15 protein-coding genes are annotated in these 16,656 nt (G+C 63.5%); 8 read left to right on the top strand and 7 right to left on the bottom strand.

Annotation, left to right across the window (positions count from 1 at the left end):
* Window positions 1–35: 35 nt before the first annotated feature.
* The 4 genes from glf (at window position 36) to FHS96_RS04795 (ending at window position 4,727) form a co-directional block, all read left to right on the top strand.
* Window positions 36–2,339, top strand: coding sequence for a UDP-galactopyranose mutase (glf, locus tag FHS96_RS04780; protein ID WP_429588300.1), 2,304 nt, complete (start codon window positions 36–38; stop codon window positions 2,337–2,339).
* Window positions 2,339–3,436, top strand: coding sequence for a UDP-glucose 4-epimerase GalE (galE, locus tag FHS96_RS04785; RefSeq protein ID WP_429588301.1), 1,098 nt, complete (start codon window positions 2,339–2,341; stop codon window positions 3,434–3,436). The genes glf and galE overlap by 1 nt, the downstream gene beginning before the upstream one ends.
* Before the next feature lie 46 nt (window positions 3,437–3,482).
* The gene (locus tag FHS96_RS04790) at window positions 3,483–4,223 is read left to right on the top strand and encodes an NRAMP family divalent metal transporter (protein ID WP_429588302.1); all 741 of its coding nucleotides are present in this window, start codon (window positions 3,483–3,485) and stop codon (window positions 4,221–4,223) included.
* 339 nt (window positions 4,224–4,562) lie between these two features.
* Window positions 4,563–4,727 (top strand): divalent metal cation transporter, encoded by a 165-nt coding sequence (locus FHS96_RS04795; protein ID WP_429588303.1) that lies wholly within the window; start codon window positions 4,563–4,565, stop codon window positions 4,725–4,727.
* 132 nt (window positions 4,728–4,859) lie between these two features.
* Here FHS96_RS04795 and htpG read toward each other — a convergent pair whose 3' ends face one another.
* From htpG to FHS96_RS04815, 4 genes are all read right to left on the bottom strand, one after another.
* On the bottom strand, window positions 4,860–6,740 hold the full coding sequence (gene htpG, locus FHS96_RS04800) for a molecular chaperone HtpG (RefSeq protein WP_429588304.1): 1,881 nt from the start codon (window positions 6,738–6,740) through the stop codon (window positions 4,860–4,862).
* Window positions 6,741–6,819: 79 nt separating this feature from the next.
* The gene (locus tag FHS96_RS04805; protein WP_429588305.1) at window positions 6,820–7,209 is read right to left on the bottom strand and encodes a GFA family protein; all 390 of its coding nucleotides are present in this window, start codon (window positions 7,207–7,209) and stop codon (window positions 6,820–6,822) included.
* Between the two features lie 19 nt (window positions 7,210–7,228).
* The gene (locus FHS96_RS04810; protein WP_429588306.1) at window positions 7,229–7,435 is read right to left on the bottom strand and encodes a hypothetical protein; all 207 of its coding nucleotides are present in this window, start codon (window positions 7,433–7,435) and stop codon (window positions 7,229–7,231) included.
* Between the two features lie 176 nt (window positions 7,436–7,611).
* Window positions 7,612–8,277 carry a dienelactone hydrolase family protein gene (locus FHS96_RS04815; RefSeq protein ID WP_429588308.1) on the bottom strand — a complete coding sequence of 222 codons (666 nt, stop codon included), beginning with the start codon at window positions 8,275–8,277 and terminating at the stop codon, window positions 7,612–7,614.
* Between the two features lie 387 nt (window positions 8,278–8,664).
* Between FHS96_RS04815 and FHS96_RS04820 the strand changes: the two genes are divergently transcribed.
* Entirely contained in the window at window positions 8,665–8,967 is a 303-nt protein-coding gene (locus FHS96_RS04820; protein ID WP_429588310.1) for a hypothetical protein, read from the top strand.
* Between the two features lie 263 nt (window positions 8,968–9,230).
* Here the strand turns inward: FHS96_RS04820 and FHS96_RS04825 are convergent, their stop codons facing one another.
* Both FHS96_RS04825 and katE read right to left on the bottom strand, forming a co-directional pair.
* The gene (locus FHS96_RS04825; protein WP_429588311.1) at window positions 9,231–9,782 is read right to left on the bottom strand and encodes an ankyrin repeat domain-containing protein; all 552 of its coding nucleotides are present in this window, start codon (window positions 9,780–9,782) and stop codon (window positions 9,231–9,233) included.
* On the bottom strand, window positions 9,775–11,979 hold the full coding sequence (gene katE / locus FHS96_RS04830) for a catalase (RefSeq protein WP_429588312.1): 2,205 nt from the start codon (window positions 11,977–11,979) through the stop codon (window positions 9,775–9,777). Before katE ends, FHS96_RS04825 begins: the two co-directional genes overlap by 8 nt.
* A gap of 240 nt (window positions 11,980–12,219) precedes the next feature.
* On the opposite strand from katE, the gene FHS96_RS04835 reads away from it, so the two are divergent.
* The 3 genes from FHS96_RS04835 (at window position 12,220) to FHS96_RS04845 (ending at window position 13,597) form a co-directional block, all read left to right on the top strand.
* A complete protein-coding gene (locus FHS96_RS04835) occupies window positions 12,220–12,963 on the top strand; it encodes a Crp/Fnr family transcriptional regulator (RefSeq protein ID WP_429588313.1) in 744 nt (247 codons plus the stop codon).
* A 5-nt stretch (window positions 12,964–12,968) separates the two neighbouring features.
* Window positions 12,969–13,193 carry a hypothetical protein gene (locus FHS96_RS04840; protein WP_429589619.1) on the top strand — a complete coding sequence of 75 codons (225 nt, stop codon included), beginning with the start codon at window positions 12,969–12,971 and terminating at the stop codon, window positions 13,191–13,193.
* A gap of 137 nt (window positions 13,194–13,330) precedes the next feature.
* Window positions 13,331–13,597 (top strand): hypothetical protein, encoded by a 267-nt coding sequence (locus FHS96_RS04845; protein WP_429588314.1) that lies wholly within the window; start codon window positions 13,331–13,333, stop codon window positions 13,595–13,597.
* Between the two features lie 78 nt (window positions 13,598–13,675).
* On the opposite strand, the gene FHS96_RS04850 is transcribed toward FHS96_RS04845, so the two are convergent.
* Window positions 13,676–16,483 (bottom strand): PAS domain S-box protein, encoded by a 2,808-nt coding sequence (locus FHS96_RS04850; RefSeq protein ID WP_429588315.1) that lies wholly within the window; start codon window positions 16,481–16,483, stop codon window positions 13,676–13,678.
* Window positions 16,484–16,656: the final 173 nt, after the last annotated feature.

Genomic DNA, 16,656 nt, shown 5'->3' on the forward strand with positions numbered 1-16,656 from the left:
TCGTGTTTCGGGCGGGTTGAGCGACGGAGTCCTTGATGCCCGAATCGTATCATTCTGCCGATCTGCCCGAATTTCATGACAATCGCCCGCTCTTGCTATGTTTTTCTCACCTCCGCTGGGAGTTTGTTTTTCAAAGGCCGCAACATCTCATGATGCGGCTCGCAAAGCTCTATCGCATCATCTTCTGGGAGGAACCGGTGAACGCGGCCGGCGAGGCATGGCTGCGTCTCCGGTCTCCGATGCCCGGGATAACCATCGCTACCCCACACCTGCCCGATCGATCCTCGACGGCGCCTGAAGCGATGCTGCGGGCCCAGATCGATACCTTTCTGCGTGAGGCGCCCGGGCCGGCTCTGCTCTGGTATTACACGCCGATGATGCTGCCGTTCACACGGCACCTTCCGGCTCCGTGCATCGTCTACGACTGCATGGACGAGCTTGCCAATTTTCGCTTCGCACCGCGAGATTTGCTGGTGCTGGAAGAGGAGTTGCTCGGCAGGGCAAATCTCGTCTTCACAGGCGGCTATAGCCTCTACGAAGCAAAGAAAGCGCGCCATCCGGACGTTCACCCCTTTCCCTCAAGCGTGGACGTAGGGCATTTCCACCCCGCCCGGTCCACTCCGCCAAGGCAGATCGACGGCGCGCCGACATTCGGCTTCTATGGCGTCATCGACGAGCGGATGGATCTCGCGCTCGTGGCCGCAGTGGCGGATGCCCGGCCGCACTGGAATTTCGTTCTGGTCGGCCCCGTCGTGAAGATCGACCCTGACGATCTTCCTCAGCGGCCCAATATCTCCTATCCCGGACCATGCGACTATGCGGACCTGCCGGTCTGGCTCGGCCGCTGGCACGTCGCGCTGATGCCTTTTGCCATCAATGAGGCCACGCGCTTCATCAGCCCGACCAAAACGCCCGAGTATCTTGCTGCGGGGCGACCCGTCGTCTCGACCGCGATCGTTGATGTCGCGCGACATTATGGCGAACTGGCCGCAGTCTCGATCGCGAGCAGCACGGAGCGCTTCGTGCAGGCGTGCGATGAAGCTCTCGCCTTGGCGCAGACGCCGGACGACGATTGGCTGGCTGCAGTTGATGCTCAGCTGGCATCCTCGTCCTGGGATCGAACCGTAGCCGAGATGGTCGCGCTAATCCGGGCAATTAGTCGGCCGGCAGCCGCCCGACCCGCGTGGACGAACTACAACGGGTATGATGTGCTCGTTGTCGGCGCCGGTTTCGCAGGCGCGGTCATGGCTGAGCGGTTGGCGGCGGACGGCGGCCGGCGCGTGCTCGTCATCGACAAACGCCCCCACATCGCCGGGAATGCGTTCGATCGCTACGACGAGGCGGGGGTGCTGATCCATCAATATGGTCCGCACATCTTCCACACAAATGCTCAGGATGTGGTCGACTATCTCTCCCGCTTCACGCGATGGCGCAGTTATGAACACCGCGTGCTCGCGCAGATCGGCGATGATCTGCTGCCGGTCCCGATCAATCGCACGACACTCAACCGTCTCTACGGCCTGGACCTCCAGAATGAGGAGGAGGCGCGTGTCCATCTTGCAGGCCGAGCCGAGAGGCTCGACGAAATCAAGAGCGCGCGTGACGTGGTCGTCGCCGCCGCTGGGCGCGATCTCTACCGGCGCTTCTTCGAGGGCTATACCCGCAAGCAATGGGGCTTGGACCCTTCTGAACTCGACAAGACCGTGACCGCGCGCGTGCCGACGCGAACCAACGACGACGATCGCTACTTCACCGATCGCTTTCAGATGATGCCGCTGGACGGCTATACCGCCATGTTCGAGCGCATCCTTGATCATCCCAATATCGACGTGCAACTGGGAGTTGAGTTTCGCGACGTGCGGAGCCGCTTCGGCTATCGCGATATCGTCTTCACCGGTCCGATCGATGAGTATTTCGACTATCGTTATGGGCGGCTGCCGTATCGTTCTCTGCAGTTCCAACATGAAACCCTTGATTCCGAGTGGTTTCAGCCGGTCGCGGTGGTGAACTATCCGGAAGAGCAGACGCCTTATACCCGCATTACGGAATATAAGCATCTGACGGGTCAGGCAGCTGCCCGAACGAGCATCACCTACGAGTTCCCCTGCGATGTGGGAGAACCCTATTATCCTGTACCGCGCGAGGCGGCACGGGCGCTTTACAAGCGATATGAACTTCTCGCGCTGGCGGAGCCGCACGTCACATTCGTAGGGCGCTTGGCAACTTATCGTTACTACAATATGGATCAGGTCGTTGGGCAGGCGCTGGCGGCGTATCGCCGGATGGCGCTTGGACTTGATGAAGTTCAGTCGACGCCTTCAGCCGGGCGGGTCGGGTGATGCCGGCGCCACGCATTCTCGTCACCGGGGGTGCCGGCTATATCGGAGCGCACACTGCCATGCGCCTGGCCGAGGCCGGCTTCTTGCCTGTCGTCTTCGATGATCTTACCAACGGCCATCCCGAATTCGTTCAGTGGGGGCCGCTGGAGCAGGGCGATGTGCGGGATTCGCTCCGCCTCGACGCGGTGCTGGCTGAGCACCGACCTGTTGCGATCATGCACTTCGCTGGGCTCATCGAGGTCTCGGAATCAGTCCGCGCGCCGCAGCGCTTCTACGACGTCAATGTGCGCGGCGCGCTTGCGCTGGCCGGCGCGGCGCGGCGAGCGGGCATCGACAAGTTCATCTTCTCATCGACCTGCGCCACCTATGGCGAGCCGATGATGCTTCCGATGACGGAAGATCATTCGCAAAATCCGCTCAATCCCTACGGCCACAGCAAGCTGCTTGTAGAGCGCGCTCTGGGCGAGTTGTGCGCCGAGCAGCAAATGCGGGTGGTGTGCCTTCGCTACTTCAATGCGGCTGGAGCGGATACGCAAGGGCGCATCGGGGAGAGTCATCGCTGCGAATCCCACGCCATCCCTCTGGCGCTGCGCAGCGTCCATCGGGGAGCGGAGAGTTTCCCGATTTACGGCACTGACTATGCGACCCGCGATGGCACTGCCGAGCGCGATTATGTGCATGTCGTCGATCTGGCAGACGCGCACGTCCTTGCGCTGGAGCATCTCTTGCAGGGCGGTTGCGGTGGAAGCTTCAACGTCGGCACCGGGACAGGAACGACGGTGCACGAACTGGTCGCTGAGATAGAACGGATAAGCGGGCACCGCTGCCGCACGCGCCTGGAAAGCCGGCGTGCGGGTGACGCCGCAGCCTTGGTCGCGAATGCAGAACGCGCGCGGTCAGTGCTCGGCTGGCGCCCGCGCTTCGGGCTTACCGAAATCGTCGCGTCAGCGTGGCGTTGGCATTGCATGCGGAGGGATGACCAAGTCGATCGGTCTTCCACAGAGACGGTGGAAGCGCGACGATCGGCAAAGGTCATCCCTATTTTCGGATCGCGATCGCCCGCTTTCTCAACTCCGATCCCTGACCTGCGCGATTGATGCCGCTCTCTGACACGGTTCTGAGGCGCATCGGCAAAGCGGGAATATGAGCGAGAGCATTGGCGACCGACATGGAGAGGATGCGACGGCAGCTTCGCCCACGCCCCCCGCAGGCATGATGAAGCTGTTCGGGACGGGTGTCGTCACCGGTGCCGCGGATGACGATCCCTCTGCAATAACGACATCTGCAAGCGCTGGCGCGCAGTTCGGCTTTGCGTTCCTGTGGATCGCTCCAGTCCTGTTGCCGATGATGTATGTCGTGACCTACCTGTCGGCGAAGATCGGCCAGGTCTACGGAAAGGGCCTGTGCGCATGCATCCGCGATGAGTTCCCGCGCTGGGTGCTCTACCCGATGGTGGCGCTCGCCTTCGCGATCAACATGATCGAAGCGGCGGCAGACCTCGGCGGCATTGGCGCCGCCTTGAACCTGCTGGTTCCGCTCCCCGTGCCGGTGATCGTCGTGGGCGCCGCGGCATGTATCGTGGGGATCCAGCTATCTGGTTCCTACCAGGTGATCCGCCGCGTGTTCAGTTGGCTGGCCCTTGCACTTTTCGCCTACGTCGCCGCCGCGATCCTGGCCCTCCCGATCCGCTGGAGATCCTGCAGGCCACATTTATGCCAAGCATCACATTGGGCCCCACGTTTATGGCCCTCGTCGTGGCGTGTATCGGAACCTCGTTGTCAGCCTATGTTTAGACTTGGCAGTCGAACCAGGAAGTCGAAGAGCGGATCGCCATCGGCGGGAGGTCAATCTGGCAGCGCAAAGGTGCGACCAGGATTGAGATGAAGCGGACAAGCCGCACGTTCTCGTCGGCATGTCTTCTCGAATATCATCCCTTATTGCATCATCATGTCTACCGGACTGACCCTGCACCCCGCAGGGCAGACAGAAATCGAAATGCGGCATAGGCGGCGGCAGCGCTGGAATCATTCGCGGGCGAGGGCGCCAAGTATCCTTTTGCCGCCGGTGTAGTCGGTGTGGGTTTTCTCGCCGTGCCGATCATGACACAGGCGCGGCTTATGACGTCATCCAGGGGATCGGGCGCGAAGGCAGCCTTGATGACAAACCGGCAGAGAAACACCTCTTTTACGCGATCATCGGGATTATGACCGTAGTCGAGGTCGAATGAACTTCCTCGGCCTCAACCCAATGAAAATGCTCGTGTGGTCCGGCATCGCCCAGGGATTCTCGGTGCCTCCGCTGCTGCTTTTGATGATGCTCCTGATCAACAGCCGGAAGGTTGTCGGGGCAGGGGCCAACGGCCGGTGGACGAACCTGCTCGGCTGGTGACCACATTAGTGACTCTTCTGTGCACGGCAGCGCTCGTCACGACATGGTTTGTTTGAGGCCTATTCAAGTCTGCGCGACTTGCCCACACCGGAAGGTGCGACGACCAACGCCGTTGGCCGTCGGCACCGTGCCTCAGCCGAGGCCGAGGGCCAAAACCCGCGCCAGCCGAGCTGAAAACGCCCGAGGATCAAGGGGGAGCTCGCCGTCTGCGATCCGCGCTTCGTCGAAGAGGAGGAAGGCGGCGTCCTCGCGCAATTCCCGGCGCTCTTCGCCCATATCGCTCAAGCGTGCGATGATGGCATGCCGCGGATTGACCTCGAGGATCGGCTTCGTGGCGGCCCCGACCTGGCCCGCGCGCGCGAGCAGCTTCTCAAGCTGACGATCCATGCCATGCTCCGGTGCGACCAAGCAGACAGGACTTTCGGTCAGCCGCTCGGAGATGCGCACATCGCTGACGATGTCGCCAAGCGCCGCCTTCGCGAAGGCAATGAAGCTCTGGATCGCAGCTGTCTCGACGGGCGCCTGCGCCGCATCGTCGGGAAGGGGAATGAGGTCGAGATCCGCCGCGCCCTGCGTCACCGACTTGAACGGCTTGCCCTTGTAATCGAGACCCGAGCCTGGCCAGAAGCTGTCGACCTGATCGGTCAGCAGCAGCACCTCGATGCCGCGCGCACGATAACCCTCCAGCTGCGGTGAGGATGCCAGCCGCTCGGCCTCGGCGCCGGTGGCATAATAGATGGCGGTCTGGTTTTCCTGGAGACCGGAGACATAGTCTTCCAGAGACCGCCACGCCCCGCCGGAGGTGGTGGATTTGAACCGCAAGAGGCCGAGCAGCGTCTCACGGCGCGCGAAATCTTCGTAAAGGCCCTCCTTCAGAACCGCACCGAAGTCGTTCCACAGCGCAAGGAAGCGATCCCGATCGCCCGTGGCTAGCTTTTCTAGCTCGGACAGCATGCGATTGGTGACGCCCTTCTGGATCGCCGACAGGATCGGTCCGCCCTGGATCATCTCGCGCGAGACGTTGAGCGGCAGGTCGCTCGAATCCACAAGTCCGCGCACGAAGCGGAGATAGCGGGGCAGAATCTGGGCATCATCCGTGATGAACACGCGGCGGACATACAGCTTCATGCGCCCCGCGCGCTCTGGGTCGAAAAGGTCGAACGGCGGTGAGCCGGGCGCGAAGGCGAGCACATTATATTCGTGCAGGCCTTCGGCGCGGTAATGCAGCGTCAGGGCAGGATCGTCGAACTGCCCGGCAAGGCTGCGATAGAAATCCCGGTATTCGTCCTCGGCGATCTCGGCCTTGGGTCTTGCCCACAACGCGGCGCCGTCGGCGACCTGCCGGGGCTCGGCATCGGGCTGCTCCTTGAGCAGGATCGGGACGGGGACATGGCCCGACTGTTCCCGGATCGTCCGCTCGAGCGTCGATGGCTGAAGAAATGTTTCGGCTGAGTCCTTGAGGTGCAATATCACGCGGGTGCCGCGCGCCGGCGCGTCGGCCAGATCTGTCGGCGATATGGTATAGGTACCGAGGCCGTCCGACGACCAAAGCGACGCCGCGTCCGATCCAGCCCGGCGCGAAGCGACATCGACCCGGTCGGCAACCATGAAGGCGGAATAGAAGCCGACGCCAAATTGCCCGATCAGCTTGCTGCCTTCGCCGTCCCGTTCGTCGCCGAGCCGTTCCATGAACGCCTTGGTGCCGGACCGCGCGATAGTGCCGAGCGCATCGGCGAGTTCGCCCTCGCTCATCCCGATGCCATTGTCCTCGACAACCAGCCTGCGCTCCCCTGCGTCGATCGTTACGGTGATGCGAGCCTCGCCGTCGCCGCCGAGCAGGTCTGGCTGGTGCAGCGCTTCGTAGCGCAGTTTCTCGCAGGCATCGGCCGCGTTCGACACGAGCTCGCGCAGGAACACGTCCTTCTCGGAATAGATCGAATGCACCATGAGATGCAGCAGCTTGGACACATCGGCTTCGAACGAGCGGGGTTGCGGCGCAGTATCGGTGGTCATGGTGGTCGAGGCTCTCCCAGAATCGATCGACCGGCAGATGGCGGCGTCCTTCAATGGTTTCAAGGCGGCCGGCGAGGGCTCAATCCGTCTCGCTTCCGCGATCGCGACGGTATCGGTGGGTGACGTCGAAAGGCGGCAGCCAGTGCTCCCGCCGGATCGTCCAGTTTTCGTAAGTCGGCGTGAACTGGTCTGGCGCATCCAACGCACCCAGATGCAGCTCGATCTCATTGCTGCTGCGAACGAAGACGGATGATCCACAATCGAGACAGAAATGGCGATTTCTGTAGCAGCGGGTGACGCCTTGGACTTCGACCTGGTCCTCGAGAAAGATCGCGGCCGCAAAGAACAGCGCACCATGATGCTTGCGGCAGTCGAGGCAATGACAGACAGCGACCCGGATCGGCGCCCCGCGCGCTTCGATCCGGATCGCGCCGCACAGGCATCCGCCAGCGACGGTCTCCATCGGCATTTCCCTCCAATGTACCGATCTAGGGCGCGGCGAGGGCGGACAGTTCACTGCTGCTCAGGCCGTAGATTCGGCAGATATGATCGCGCAATTCCGCCTTCGCGATCGCCATGTCGACATAGGCCGCTTCCTCCTCGGCCTCCGCCTCGAGGTTTATGACCGTCTCGCTCGGGACGAGCCGCGCCCAACTGGCCTTGTGGACAGCGACCGCGGTTCGAACCGCGGCCACCAGGTCGCGGCCTTCTCCTGACATATTGTCGATCATGGGATGACAACGCGCCAGCATGGCGCGGGTTCTCGCGGCGCTATGCAAATTCGCGGGTTCTTCGTCGCAATCATCATGCGGTGGCGGCCGGCGCCATCGCCTGCGAACAGCGCTCTATCCTCAAACCAGCCCCGCGCGGATCACTTCTCAGCTGGGCCAGGGATCGTAGCCGCAAGCAAGGCGGTGGCCGCCGCCCAGGAGACTGCGTCTGCAGTCGCGTCGTAGCGCATCCGCGGATCGTCCAACTGCCCCACCGCGGCGTTCGAAAAGCTATGATAGGCGCGGCCATGCCGTAGGACGTGCCAGTCCGCGTCGGCGGCACGCATCTCATGCTCGAAACCCTCGACATCCTGCTCGGGGACAAGGGGATCCATCATCCCGGTGGCCACGAGGAGGGGAGCGCGGATCGCGCCAGGCGCGGCGGGGCGGGGCGTTGTGAGAAGGCCGTGAAAGCTGGCGATTGCTGCGGACTCAGCACCGCTGCGCGCAAATTCGAGAGCCGCATAACCGCCGAAGCAGTAACCGATGACCGCGATCCGCGGCGCGGATAACCCGGTTTCGATTTCAAGCGCGGCGAAGGCTGCGGCGACACGGCTGCGCATCAGGTCTGCGTCCGCACGGAAGCGTGCGACTGCTGACATCATCGCGCCGCCCTCGAGCACCTGACCTCCACCATGGAGGTCGGCTGCAGCCGCGACATAGCCGAGCGACGCCAGCATCGCGCAGCGGCGCCGCACATTCTGACCCAGCCCGTCTGCTTCGTGCAGGACCAGGACCGCACCGCCGTTCGCCGGTGCATGAGGCACGTGAATTTCGCCGAGACATTCAAGCGGGCCGTCAAGATAAGCCCAGGAGCGTACCGCCATCCCATCGCCCTCCCAGATCGTGCGCAGGGCCGCCTGCCGTGATCGCCCTTGGTGAACGAGCTAAGTTGCTGCGCGTTGCATGCCGGCATCGCGGCAAGGGCCACGATTCAGGACGTACCGCGATCCCATGGAAGAGCGGCCGTGGACCCCAGCGCCAAGCCACACGTTGAATCCAGGTCATCAAGCGTGATGGCCGGAGCATGAGAGGATCGGGCGCGAGGCGGGGCGGTTGCGAGCCGGCTAGCTGTAAAATGGCACCGCTTGAGCATGCCGACGCCAATTGACGATGACCTTTGCCGAATGGCCTGAGCAATCAAGGAGACAGTAATGAGTGAAACGATCATTGGCCGCTTTGACAGCCGTAGAAGCGCCGACCTGGCGATCGAGCATCTGGTTCAGGAACATGGCATCGAGCGGACGGACATCTTCGTCGAGCCCGCCTCCGAACGGAACAGCGCGGGCGTGACCGCCGCGGGCGCGGATGCGGAAAGCGGTCATCCCGGAGTCGATCCGGATCCATTGCCGGCGCTCGAAGGCGCGATCGACGTGTCCGTCGATGTCAACGGCGAGAGTGGCGACATTGTGCGCAAGGCACTGACGGACGCCGGCGGCAGCGTGGCGGCTGGGTAGGTGAGGCTGCGCTCTGCGGAGACGCAGATGTTGCTCATAGATCGCCGATAACGCGTTGGCGTGGGCAATCCGGTCTCGATCATGTGTTCGTCAGATCGATGCCAATCCGGGCGGGATGGCCCCCGCTGACGCGCGTGCAAACCCGATCCAGTTTCGCGCGCGGGGATGTCAACAGCGCCCTCCTTATGGCGGCTGCCCGGCCATGCATGCCGGGAATGCGAAAATTTCAGGAGGGCGCCGCGCGACCGCCAATCCTGTACAGATCAGCCGTCGAACATGCCGATCGGCGGGCAGGCGGCATCGAGCAGCGCCACGATCGGCGCGTTGCCTTGCGCGGCGGCAACCGAACGCGCCGAATTGCCGGCCGCATCGACCAAGAGCGGGCTGGCGCCCTGACCAAGCAGATCCTCGACGATGCCACCATGGCCAAACAAGGCGGCGGTCATAAGCGCGGTCTGCCCGGCCCGATTGCGGGCATCGACCGTGGCACCAGCCTCCAACAGCAGACGGGCAATCTCGCGATTGCCCCTGAATGCGACGCCCATCAACGCAGTGTTCCCCCGGTTCTCATCGGGCGTATCGGGCAGTGCGCCGGCGTCGATCAACATGCGCGTGGTATCTATCGACCCGTTGTAGCTGGCGAGGATCAGCGCGGTATAACCACGCTGATCCTTCGCCTCGAGATCGACTCCGGCACGATGCAAGGGCGCAATCATGTCCGCGCGGCCAAGCCGCGCGGCATCGAACAGCAACTCCTGCAAGCGCTCCGGCGAAGGAAGGGGCGGCAGGCCGCCGGACTCCGGACTCTCAGCCATCGAGGTCGACCGCAGTCTCGCGCGCCCAGTGACGGAGCGTTCGGCAGGCCTCGAGAAAAACGCCGATGTCCTTTGCCGATCGGAGCGGGAAACACCCGTCGTCGAGATCGTCAGCAAGCCCTGCCTTCTCGAAGAGTGGCGCTGCCGCCGCACCGATGCCGATGAACTTGCAATGGGCAAACGCATCCGACACGAAATCCTTCGATGGGGCGTCGATCGCGAGCAGCGCGGCGCCCTCGGCCGAGGGCAGCACGGCCACCGCATCGAATAGGATTGACGGGCCGCCATCGATCTTGTGGTTGGCCGCGATGACACTGCCATCCGACAACGTCACCGCGCCGATTTTCGGCGCCACCAGTTCGATCAACGCACCTTCCTTGCCGATAGCCTTCGTCAGCGCTGCGAGCAGTGCGGCGTCGCTGCCGTCGGTCAGCAGCACCCCGAGTTTGCGTCCCTTGAAGCTCTTCGGCCCGTTGGCGACGATGCTGAGCGCCGCCGAGGGCGGCAGACCTTCCTGCGTCGGACGTGCCGCCTTTGCGGGTTCGGGCACAGCCAACGCGAGCCCATCGGCAACCGTCGCGGCGAGGTTTGCGTCGATATTGAGCAAGTGCGAAACCATGCGGGATCGGATGTCTACGCGCTCTACTTTGGAGAGTTCGAACACCAGCGCATCGGCGATATGCTTCTGCTCGATTGCTGCCTGGCTGATATAGAATTGCCGCGCCTGACTATAATGGTCGGCAAAGCTTTCGGGGCGGATGCGCAGTTTTGGGCCTTCGGCAGCCTCTTCGAAGCTGCGGAAACCGCGCGCCGGGTCCTCGCGCGGACCTCCGATCGACGGACCCCAGCTATTCGGTTCGTAATTGGCGCGGCCAACCGGATTGCGCATCGCCATGTGGCCGTCCTGCTGGAAATTCGCGACCGGACATTTCGGTGCGTTTATCGGAATATGGGTGAAGTTGGTCGAGCCCAGACGCTTCAACTGCGTATCAAGGTAGGAGAAATTGCGACCCTGCAGCAGCGGATCGTTGGTAAAGTCGATCCCCGGCGGCACATTCTGCGTGCAGAACGCCGCTTGCTCGGTCTCCGCGAAGAAATTGTCCACGACGCGATCGAGCACCAGGCGGCCCACCACGCGCACCGGCAAAACCTCCTCGGGGATGATCTTGGTCGGGTCGAGCACATCGAAGTCGAACTGCTCGGCGAAGGCCTCGTCGAACAGTTGGACGCCAAGCTCCCACTCCGGGAAATTGCCGGTATTGATCGCATCCCACAGGTCGCGCCGATGGAAATCGGGATCGGCGCCGTTGAGCTTGACCGCTTCGTTCCACACCACCGACTGCAGGCCGAGCTTCGGCTTCCAGTGGAACTTGACGAACGTCGACTTTCCGGCGCCGTCGAGCAGGCGGAAGGTGTGGACGCCGAAGCCCTCCATGAAACGGAAGGAGCGGGGAATGGTGCGATCCGACATGATCCACATGATCATGTGCATCGATTCCGGCGTGAGGCTGACGAAGTCCCAGAAATTGTCATGCGCGGTCTGCGCTTGCGGGAAGGCGCGGTCCGGTTCGGGCTTGGCGGCATGGATCAGGTCGGGAAACTTGATCGCGTCCTGGATGAAGAAGACCGGGATATTGTTGCCCACAAGATCCCAATTGCCTTCGCGCGTATAGATCTTGACCGCAAAACCGCGCACGTCGCGCGCGAGATCGGCGGAGCCCTTGGATCCTGCAACGGTCGAGAAGCGCACAAAGGCCGGCGTGCGTTCGCCCACGCGCTGGAAGATGTCCGCACGGGTTATGTCGGCAAGGCTCTCGGTGAGCTCGAAAAAACCATGTGCGCCATAGCCGCGGGCGTGCACCACCCGTTCCGGGATGCGCTCGTGATCGAAATGGAAGATTTTCTCCCGGAAATGGAAATCCTCGATGAGCGTCGGCCCACGCGGCCCGAACTTCAGGCTGTTCTGGTTGTCCGCGACCGGCACGCCCTGCTGGCTCGTCAGCGTCGCGACATCGCCGCCTGCCGCCTGATGCGTCTCGCCACCGGGGGCCTGCTGTTCCGCGAAGCGCGGCGAGAACGCAACATCGGCGGGAAGGGCGCGCGCGCCCGGGGGCGAAGCGACCTGCGCGTCGCGCACCGGTGCCGGTTTGGCCGCGGCCTTGCGCGGCGCCCTGGGAGTGGATGCTTTCTTTGCCATGCTGCTTCCCGTCTGTTGGCTGGATCGAGACTTGGCGCACTGCCGACGGGGATGGCTCGGGGGTCCCACGCCGCGACGCCGGTGGCGGATGTCGCTCGTCAAACCCACCGCTTGGTGCGAAGTTGCCGCCGCGGGCGGCTAATTAACCTTTATCAGGACGATTTCGGTCCGCCCGCGCGAAACAGGCCGGGTATATGACCGTTTATCCTTTTCCCGCACGAGCAAGGAGACGGATCGAGAATGTTCACTGAACGCTTCCTGCGGGACAAGAAGGGTGTCGCGCTGACCGCAGCCGAACGCCGGGTCCTCGAGGACGCGATTATTGAGGTGAAGACGGTCTCGCCACGAACGACGCTGGCGTCTGTCGGCGAACCGCTCTCGCACAGCACATTGCTGGTCGAGGGCATCATGTCGCGGCATATCGACGACAGGAATGGGCTGCGCCAACTGGTTGCTATCCACGTTCCGGGCGATTTCGTCGATCTGCACGCCTTTCCGCTCCGCGTTCTCGACCACGACGTCGGCACGATGACCGCGGCGACGGTTGCGATCGTGCCCCACCGTCGGCTCGACAGCATCATGCGCGACATGCCGGATCTCGCGCGCAAGCTTTGGTTTTCGACGCTTCTCGACGCTGCGATCCACCGTGCCTGGCTGTTCCGTCTCGGCCGGCTCGACGCCGTCGGACGCGTCGCCCATTTCCTGTGCGAAACCAATGTTCGGCTGATGGCGGCCGGGCTCAGCGACGGGCGCCGGTTTGCGCTCGGCCTTACCCAGGCGGATCTCAGCGAGATTTGCGGGCTGACCCCGGTGCATATCAATCGCGTGATGCGCCAGCTGCGCGAGGACGGAATGTGCGTTTTTCGCTCGTCGCTGGTGGAAGTCCAGTCGCCCGAGCGGCTGGCGGTGCGGGGCCAGTTCGACCCTGCGTATCTCTATTTCGAGACGCCGCCAGCGGCGTCTTCCACCAAGGAAGCAAGGTGACCAACATGACTGATCGGATCGCAACACCACAGCCCGAGCGCGAGCCTGGTGTGGCGACGGCAGAGAATGGCGTCGTTATTCTCGACGGGCCGGACGGTGTTGCTGTGACCATGACGTCGCACGCCGCTGCACTCACCGGGCACAGCCTGATTTCCGCTGCCGAGGAGGCCGCACGGCAGACGGTTGATGGGGCTGGAGCCGCGGATACCGCCGGACGCGCAGCAGGCTGATTGCGAGGCTGCTTGGTCGGCTATCCTCTGATCGATTTCATAGTAGCCACACAGTCTTGCGGCGCGTCTTTCGTTAAACGTGAGGTATTTTCCAGCTAGTTGCCCATCAAGGGCGTGATGTAAGCGGGTGTGTCTAGATGTCGTGGCGTAACGAAATTGGCAGTGAAGATCTTCTGGTGACACGTCGTCGTGGCGACGTTTCTGATTATGGTCGGTCGGCGCCGATGACAGGGCAGGCTATTGGCTCGGCATCGCGCGCCGAAGACGTGTCATATTTCGATCAGAGGATCGCCGCGTGCGTGCGCGCCGCGGATCTCGCCCGCGATGGCTGCGCCCGTCGCGTCCATCTCGACTTGGCGGAGCGGTATCGTCGGCGACGCGAGGCGCTGCTCGGAAACGACTGAATTACCGTTGCTCTGGAGCCGCCCGGTCTCCCGCGCGGGCGGTAAAGCTGGGCGCCGGCAGGAACGGTTGCTCGTGCTTCATTTCAATGGGTTGAGGTCGATCGCCTCCGCAATCGCTTGCGCAAGACGCGCCTGGTTGAACGGCTTGCCCAGCCTGACGATGGCACGATCATCGACGCCGACCCCTTCGCCATAGCCGCTGGCGATGATCGTCGGGATCCCGGGCCGTTCGGCGTCGATCGCGGCGATCAGTTCGGTTCCGGTCATGCCGGGCATGGCGTGATCCGTCAGCAGCAAGTCGATTTCGCCGGCGGTGCGGAACAGCGCGAGCGCTTCCTCGCCGGAACCGGCCTCGATGACTTCATGTCCGAGATCCTCGAGCAGCGCCGCGGTGTTGATGAGCACAAGTGCATCATCATCGACGGCGAGGATCCTTAGCGAAGCCGCGCGCTCGACTGTCGCAACCGCGGGCACCGCCTCCGCCTGGACGATCGGATCGGACACCGCGGGAAGCCATATTATGGCACTGGTCCCTGCGACTGGTTCGCTCATCAGTTCGAACGTGCCGCCGATCTGCCGCGCCATGCCATGAACCATGGGCAAGCCGAGCCCGGTTCCCTTGCCGACGCCCTTGGTGGTGAAGAAGGGCTCCGTCGCGCGGCGAAGGGTTTCGGGATCCATGCCCGCGCCGCGATCGGCGACCTCGAGCCGCACGTAGCTGCCGGCAGGCAGGTCCGAGATCACACCCTCATCCAGATCCTCGCAGCTGGTGGAGATAAGTATCGGACCGCCGGCCGGCATCGCGTCGCGCGCGTTCACGATCAGGTTGAGCAGCGCCATCTCGAGTTGGTTCGCGTCCGCGCGCACGGATGGCAGCTTCATCGGAAACCGCGTCGAGATCGGCCACTCCGGTCCGATCGACCTTTGCACCAGGTCGTTCATCCCCATCAGCAAGCCAGGCAGGTCGACGCGATCCACGACAAGATCCTGCCGGCGGGCGAAGGCAAGCATACGCTGGGTCAAAGTCGCGCCGCGCTGCGCGCCTTCGATCGCGTTGTTCAGCAGCCGCCGCGCGAGCGGATCTTCCGACAGTCGCTTGCCGAGAAGCTCGAGGCTCCCGAGCACGGCCATCAGCAGGTTGTTGAAATCATGTGCGATCCCGCCGGTCAGTTGGCCGATCGCCTCCATCTTCTGCGACTGGAAAAGCGCCTCGCGCGCCTGTTCCAGCGCTCGTTCCGCCTGCTCGCGCTCGGTGACGTCGCGCGTGATCTTGGCATAACCGATCGGCCGGCCGCCATCGTCCCGGATCGCGCCGATCACCACGCTCGCACGGAAGCGGTTGCCATCCCTGCGGACCCGCCAGCCTTCGGCTCGAAACAGCCCTTCCTGCTTCGCGGTTGCCAGCGCCCGATCAGGCTCTCCGCGCGCCCGATCCTCTTCAGTGTAGAAACGCGAGAAATGTTCGCCGATGATCTCTTCGGGTTCATAACCCTTGATGCGCCGTGCGCCTTCGTTCCACGCCGATACGCGGCCTTCGAGATCGAGCATGCAGATCGCATAATCCGTTACGCCGTTCACAAGATGGCGGAACTGCTCCTCGCTCTCGCTGAGGCGCTCCTCGACCTGGCGTCGTTCGGTGACATCCCGGCCATAGGCGTAGACAAGCCCGTCCTCGAGCGTCGTATGCCACTGGATACGATGGTAGCGTCCGTCGATCGCGCGGAAGCGATTCTCGTAGTCCGTGAGTTCCTCGCTCTCCAATGCGCGCGCGAGCGCCGCGGCGCTTGGCTCGATGTCATCCGGATGCATGAAATCGCGAAATGGACGGCCCACAACCGCATCGACCGGGTGGCCGAGCAGGCGGCTCCAGGACGGGCTCACCGAGCGGAACACGCCTTGTGCGTCGACGACGACGATGATGTCGCGTGAAAGGCTCCAGATGCGGTCGGCGCGCCGCGTCTCGACGTGGAGCGCGGCGATGGTGGCAAGCGCTCCCTCGATCTGCGCCGCGATCAGGCGGAGGATCTTGAGGAGTTCGCGATCGTCGCGCCTATGGGGATTGAGCCCCACCAGCAGCCTGCCCGCCGGCGCATCGCCTTGCCCGTGAATGGCGATCGCCATCGCCTTGGTCGGCGGATCCGACCAGTCTCCGGTAGGCCAAGGAACGTCCGCTGCGAGATCGAAAGCCTCGCCGTCGTCGATTCCGCTCCCCTGGGTCGCCGCGGCGCGGCGGAAGAGCGCCTCGCCTGCATTGTCTCCGGCAAGCTGCAGCACGGCGAAGGGGAAGTCGCGCTTGTTCCCGGCGAAGGTGGCGTCGACCGCGGCATGCACTGCGGCAGGGTTGCGGGCGTTGCCCAGCGCCGCGCCGAGGTGGCGCAGGGTTTCCATCCGACGTTCGCCGATGACACGCGCGGTTTCCTCACTTACCACGCACAGCAGGCCATCGACCTGCCCGGTCGCGCTGAACAGCGGGCTGTAGGAAAAGCTGTGGTAAGTCTCCTCGGGATAGCCGTTGCGCTCGAGCAGCAGCAGCAGCGCGTTGTTCCAGCTTGCCTCACCAGCGCGTACGCGTTCGACCTGGTCCGCGACGTCGTCATAGACTTCCTTCCACACTTCGCGGAAGGGGCGGCCGAGCATCGCAGGATGTTTGAGGCCGAGTGTCGGGATGTAGGCATCATTGTAGAAGAAGCAGAGGTCGTCGCCCCAGCCCAGCCACATCTCGAACCGTGATGTCAGCATCATCCGCAGCGGGATCTTGAGCGCGTCGGGCCACAGCCGTGGATCGCCCAGCGGTGTCGCCGACCAGTCGCGGGCGCGCATGGTCTGAGCCATCTGCGTAGTACCCGGAAAAATATCCCAAAGCGTGCGGTCGGTGGTGTCCGGCATGTATCCCCTCATGCCCGTGCCAACGTCCGGCCAACCGTTTGGATGCGCACGGGATCGCGAGCATGCCGACGCCCCTGCGACGCGCTTCCCCCGAACGTTCCATGCCGCAGGTGCGTCGGATCCTGGAGCGCGGCGATGCGTCGTTCGGTTGCGGCATCCAGCAAGTCGAACGC

The sequence above is a fragment of the Sphingomonas zeicaulis genome (genome assembly GCF_050433225.1).
In the GTDB taxonomy this organism is placed as follows: Bacteria; Pseudomonadota; Alphaproteobacteria; order Sphingomonadales; family Sphingomonadaceae; genus Sphingomonas_D; species Sphingomonas_D zeicaulis.

Coding starts and splice junctions, on each gene's coding strand:
- FHS96_RS04805 (WP_429588305.1), bottom strand. CDS start 7,209: ATGCCGATGGAGACCGTCGCTGGCGGATGCCTGTGCGGCGCGATCCGG.
- FHS96_RS04820 (WP_429588310.1), top strand. CDS start 8,665: ATGAGTGAAACGATCATTGGCCGCTTTGACAGCCGTAGAAGCGCCGAC.
- katE (WP_429588312.1), bottom strand. CDS start 11,979: ATGGCAAAGAAAGCATCCACTCCCAGGGCGCCGCGCAAGGCCGCGGCC.
- FHS96_RS04825 (WP_429588311.1), bottom strand. CDS start 9,782: ATGGCTGAGAGTCCGGAGTCCGGCGGCCTGCCGCCCCTTCCTTCGCCG.
- galE (WP_429588301.1), top strand. CDS start 2,339: ATGCCGGCGCCACGCATTCTCGTCACCGGGGGTGCCGGCTATATCGGA.
- FHS96_RS04790 (WP_429588302.1), top strand. CDS start 3,483: ATGAGCGAGAGCATTGGCGACCGACATGGAGAGGATGCGACGGCAGCT.
- FHS96_RS04835 (WP_429588313.1), top strand. CDS start 12,220: ATGTTCACTGAACGCTTCCTGCGGGACAAGAAGGGTGTCGCGCTGACC.
- glf (WP_429588300.1), top strand. CDS start 36: ATGCCCGAATCGTATCATTCTGCCGATCTGCCCGAATTTCATGACAAT.
- FHS96_RS04845 (WP_429588314.1), top strand. CDS start 13,331: ATGTCGTGGCGTAACGAAATTGGCAGTGAAGATCTTCTGGTGACACGT.
- FHS96_RS04850 (WP_429588315.1), bottom strand. CDS start 16,483: ATGCCGGACACCACCGACCGCACGCTTTGGGATATTTTTCCGGGTACT.
- htpG (WP_429588304.1), bottom strand. CDS start 6,740: ATGACCACCGATACTGCGCCGCAACCCCGCTCGTTCGAAGCCGATGTG.
- FHS96_RS04795 (WP_429588303.1), top strand. CDS start 4,563: ATGAACTTCCTCGGCCTCAACCCAATGAAAATGCTCGTGTGGTCCGGC.
- FHS96_RS04840 (WP_429589619.1), top strand. CDS start 12,969: ATGACTGATCGGATCGCAACACCACAGCCCGAGCGCGAGCCTGGTGTG.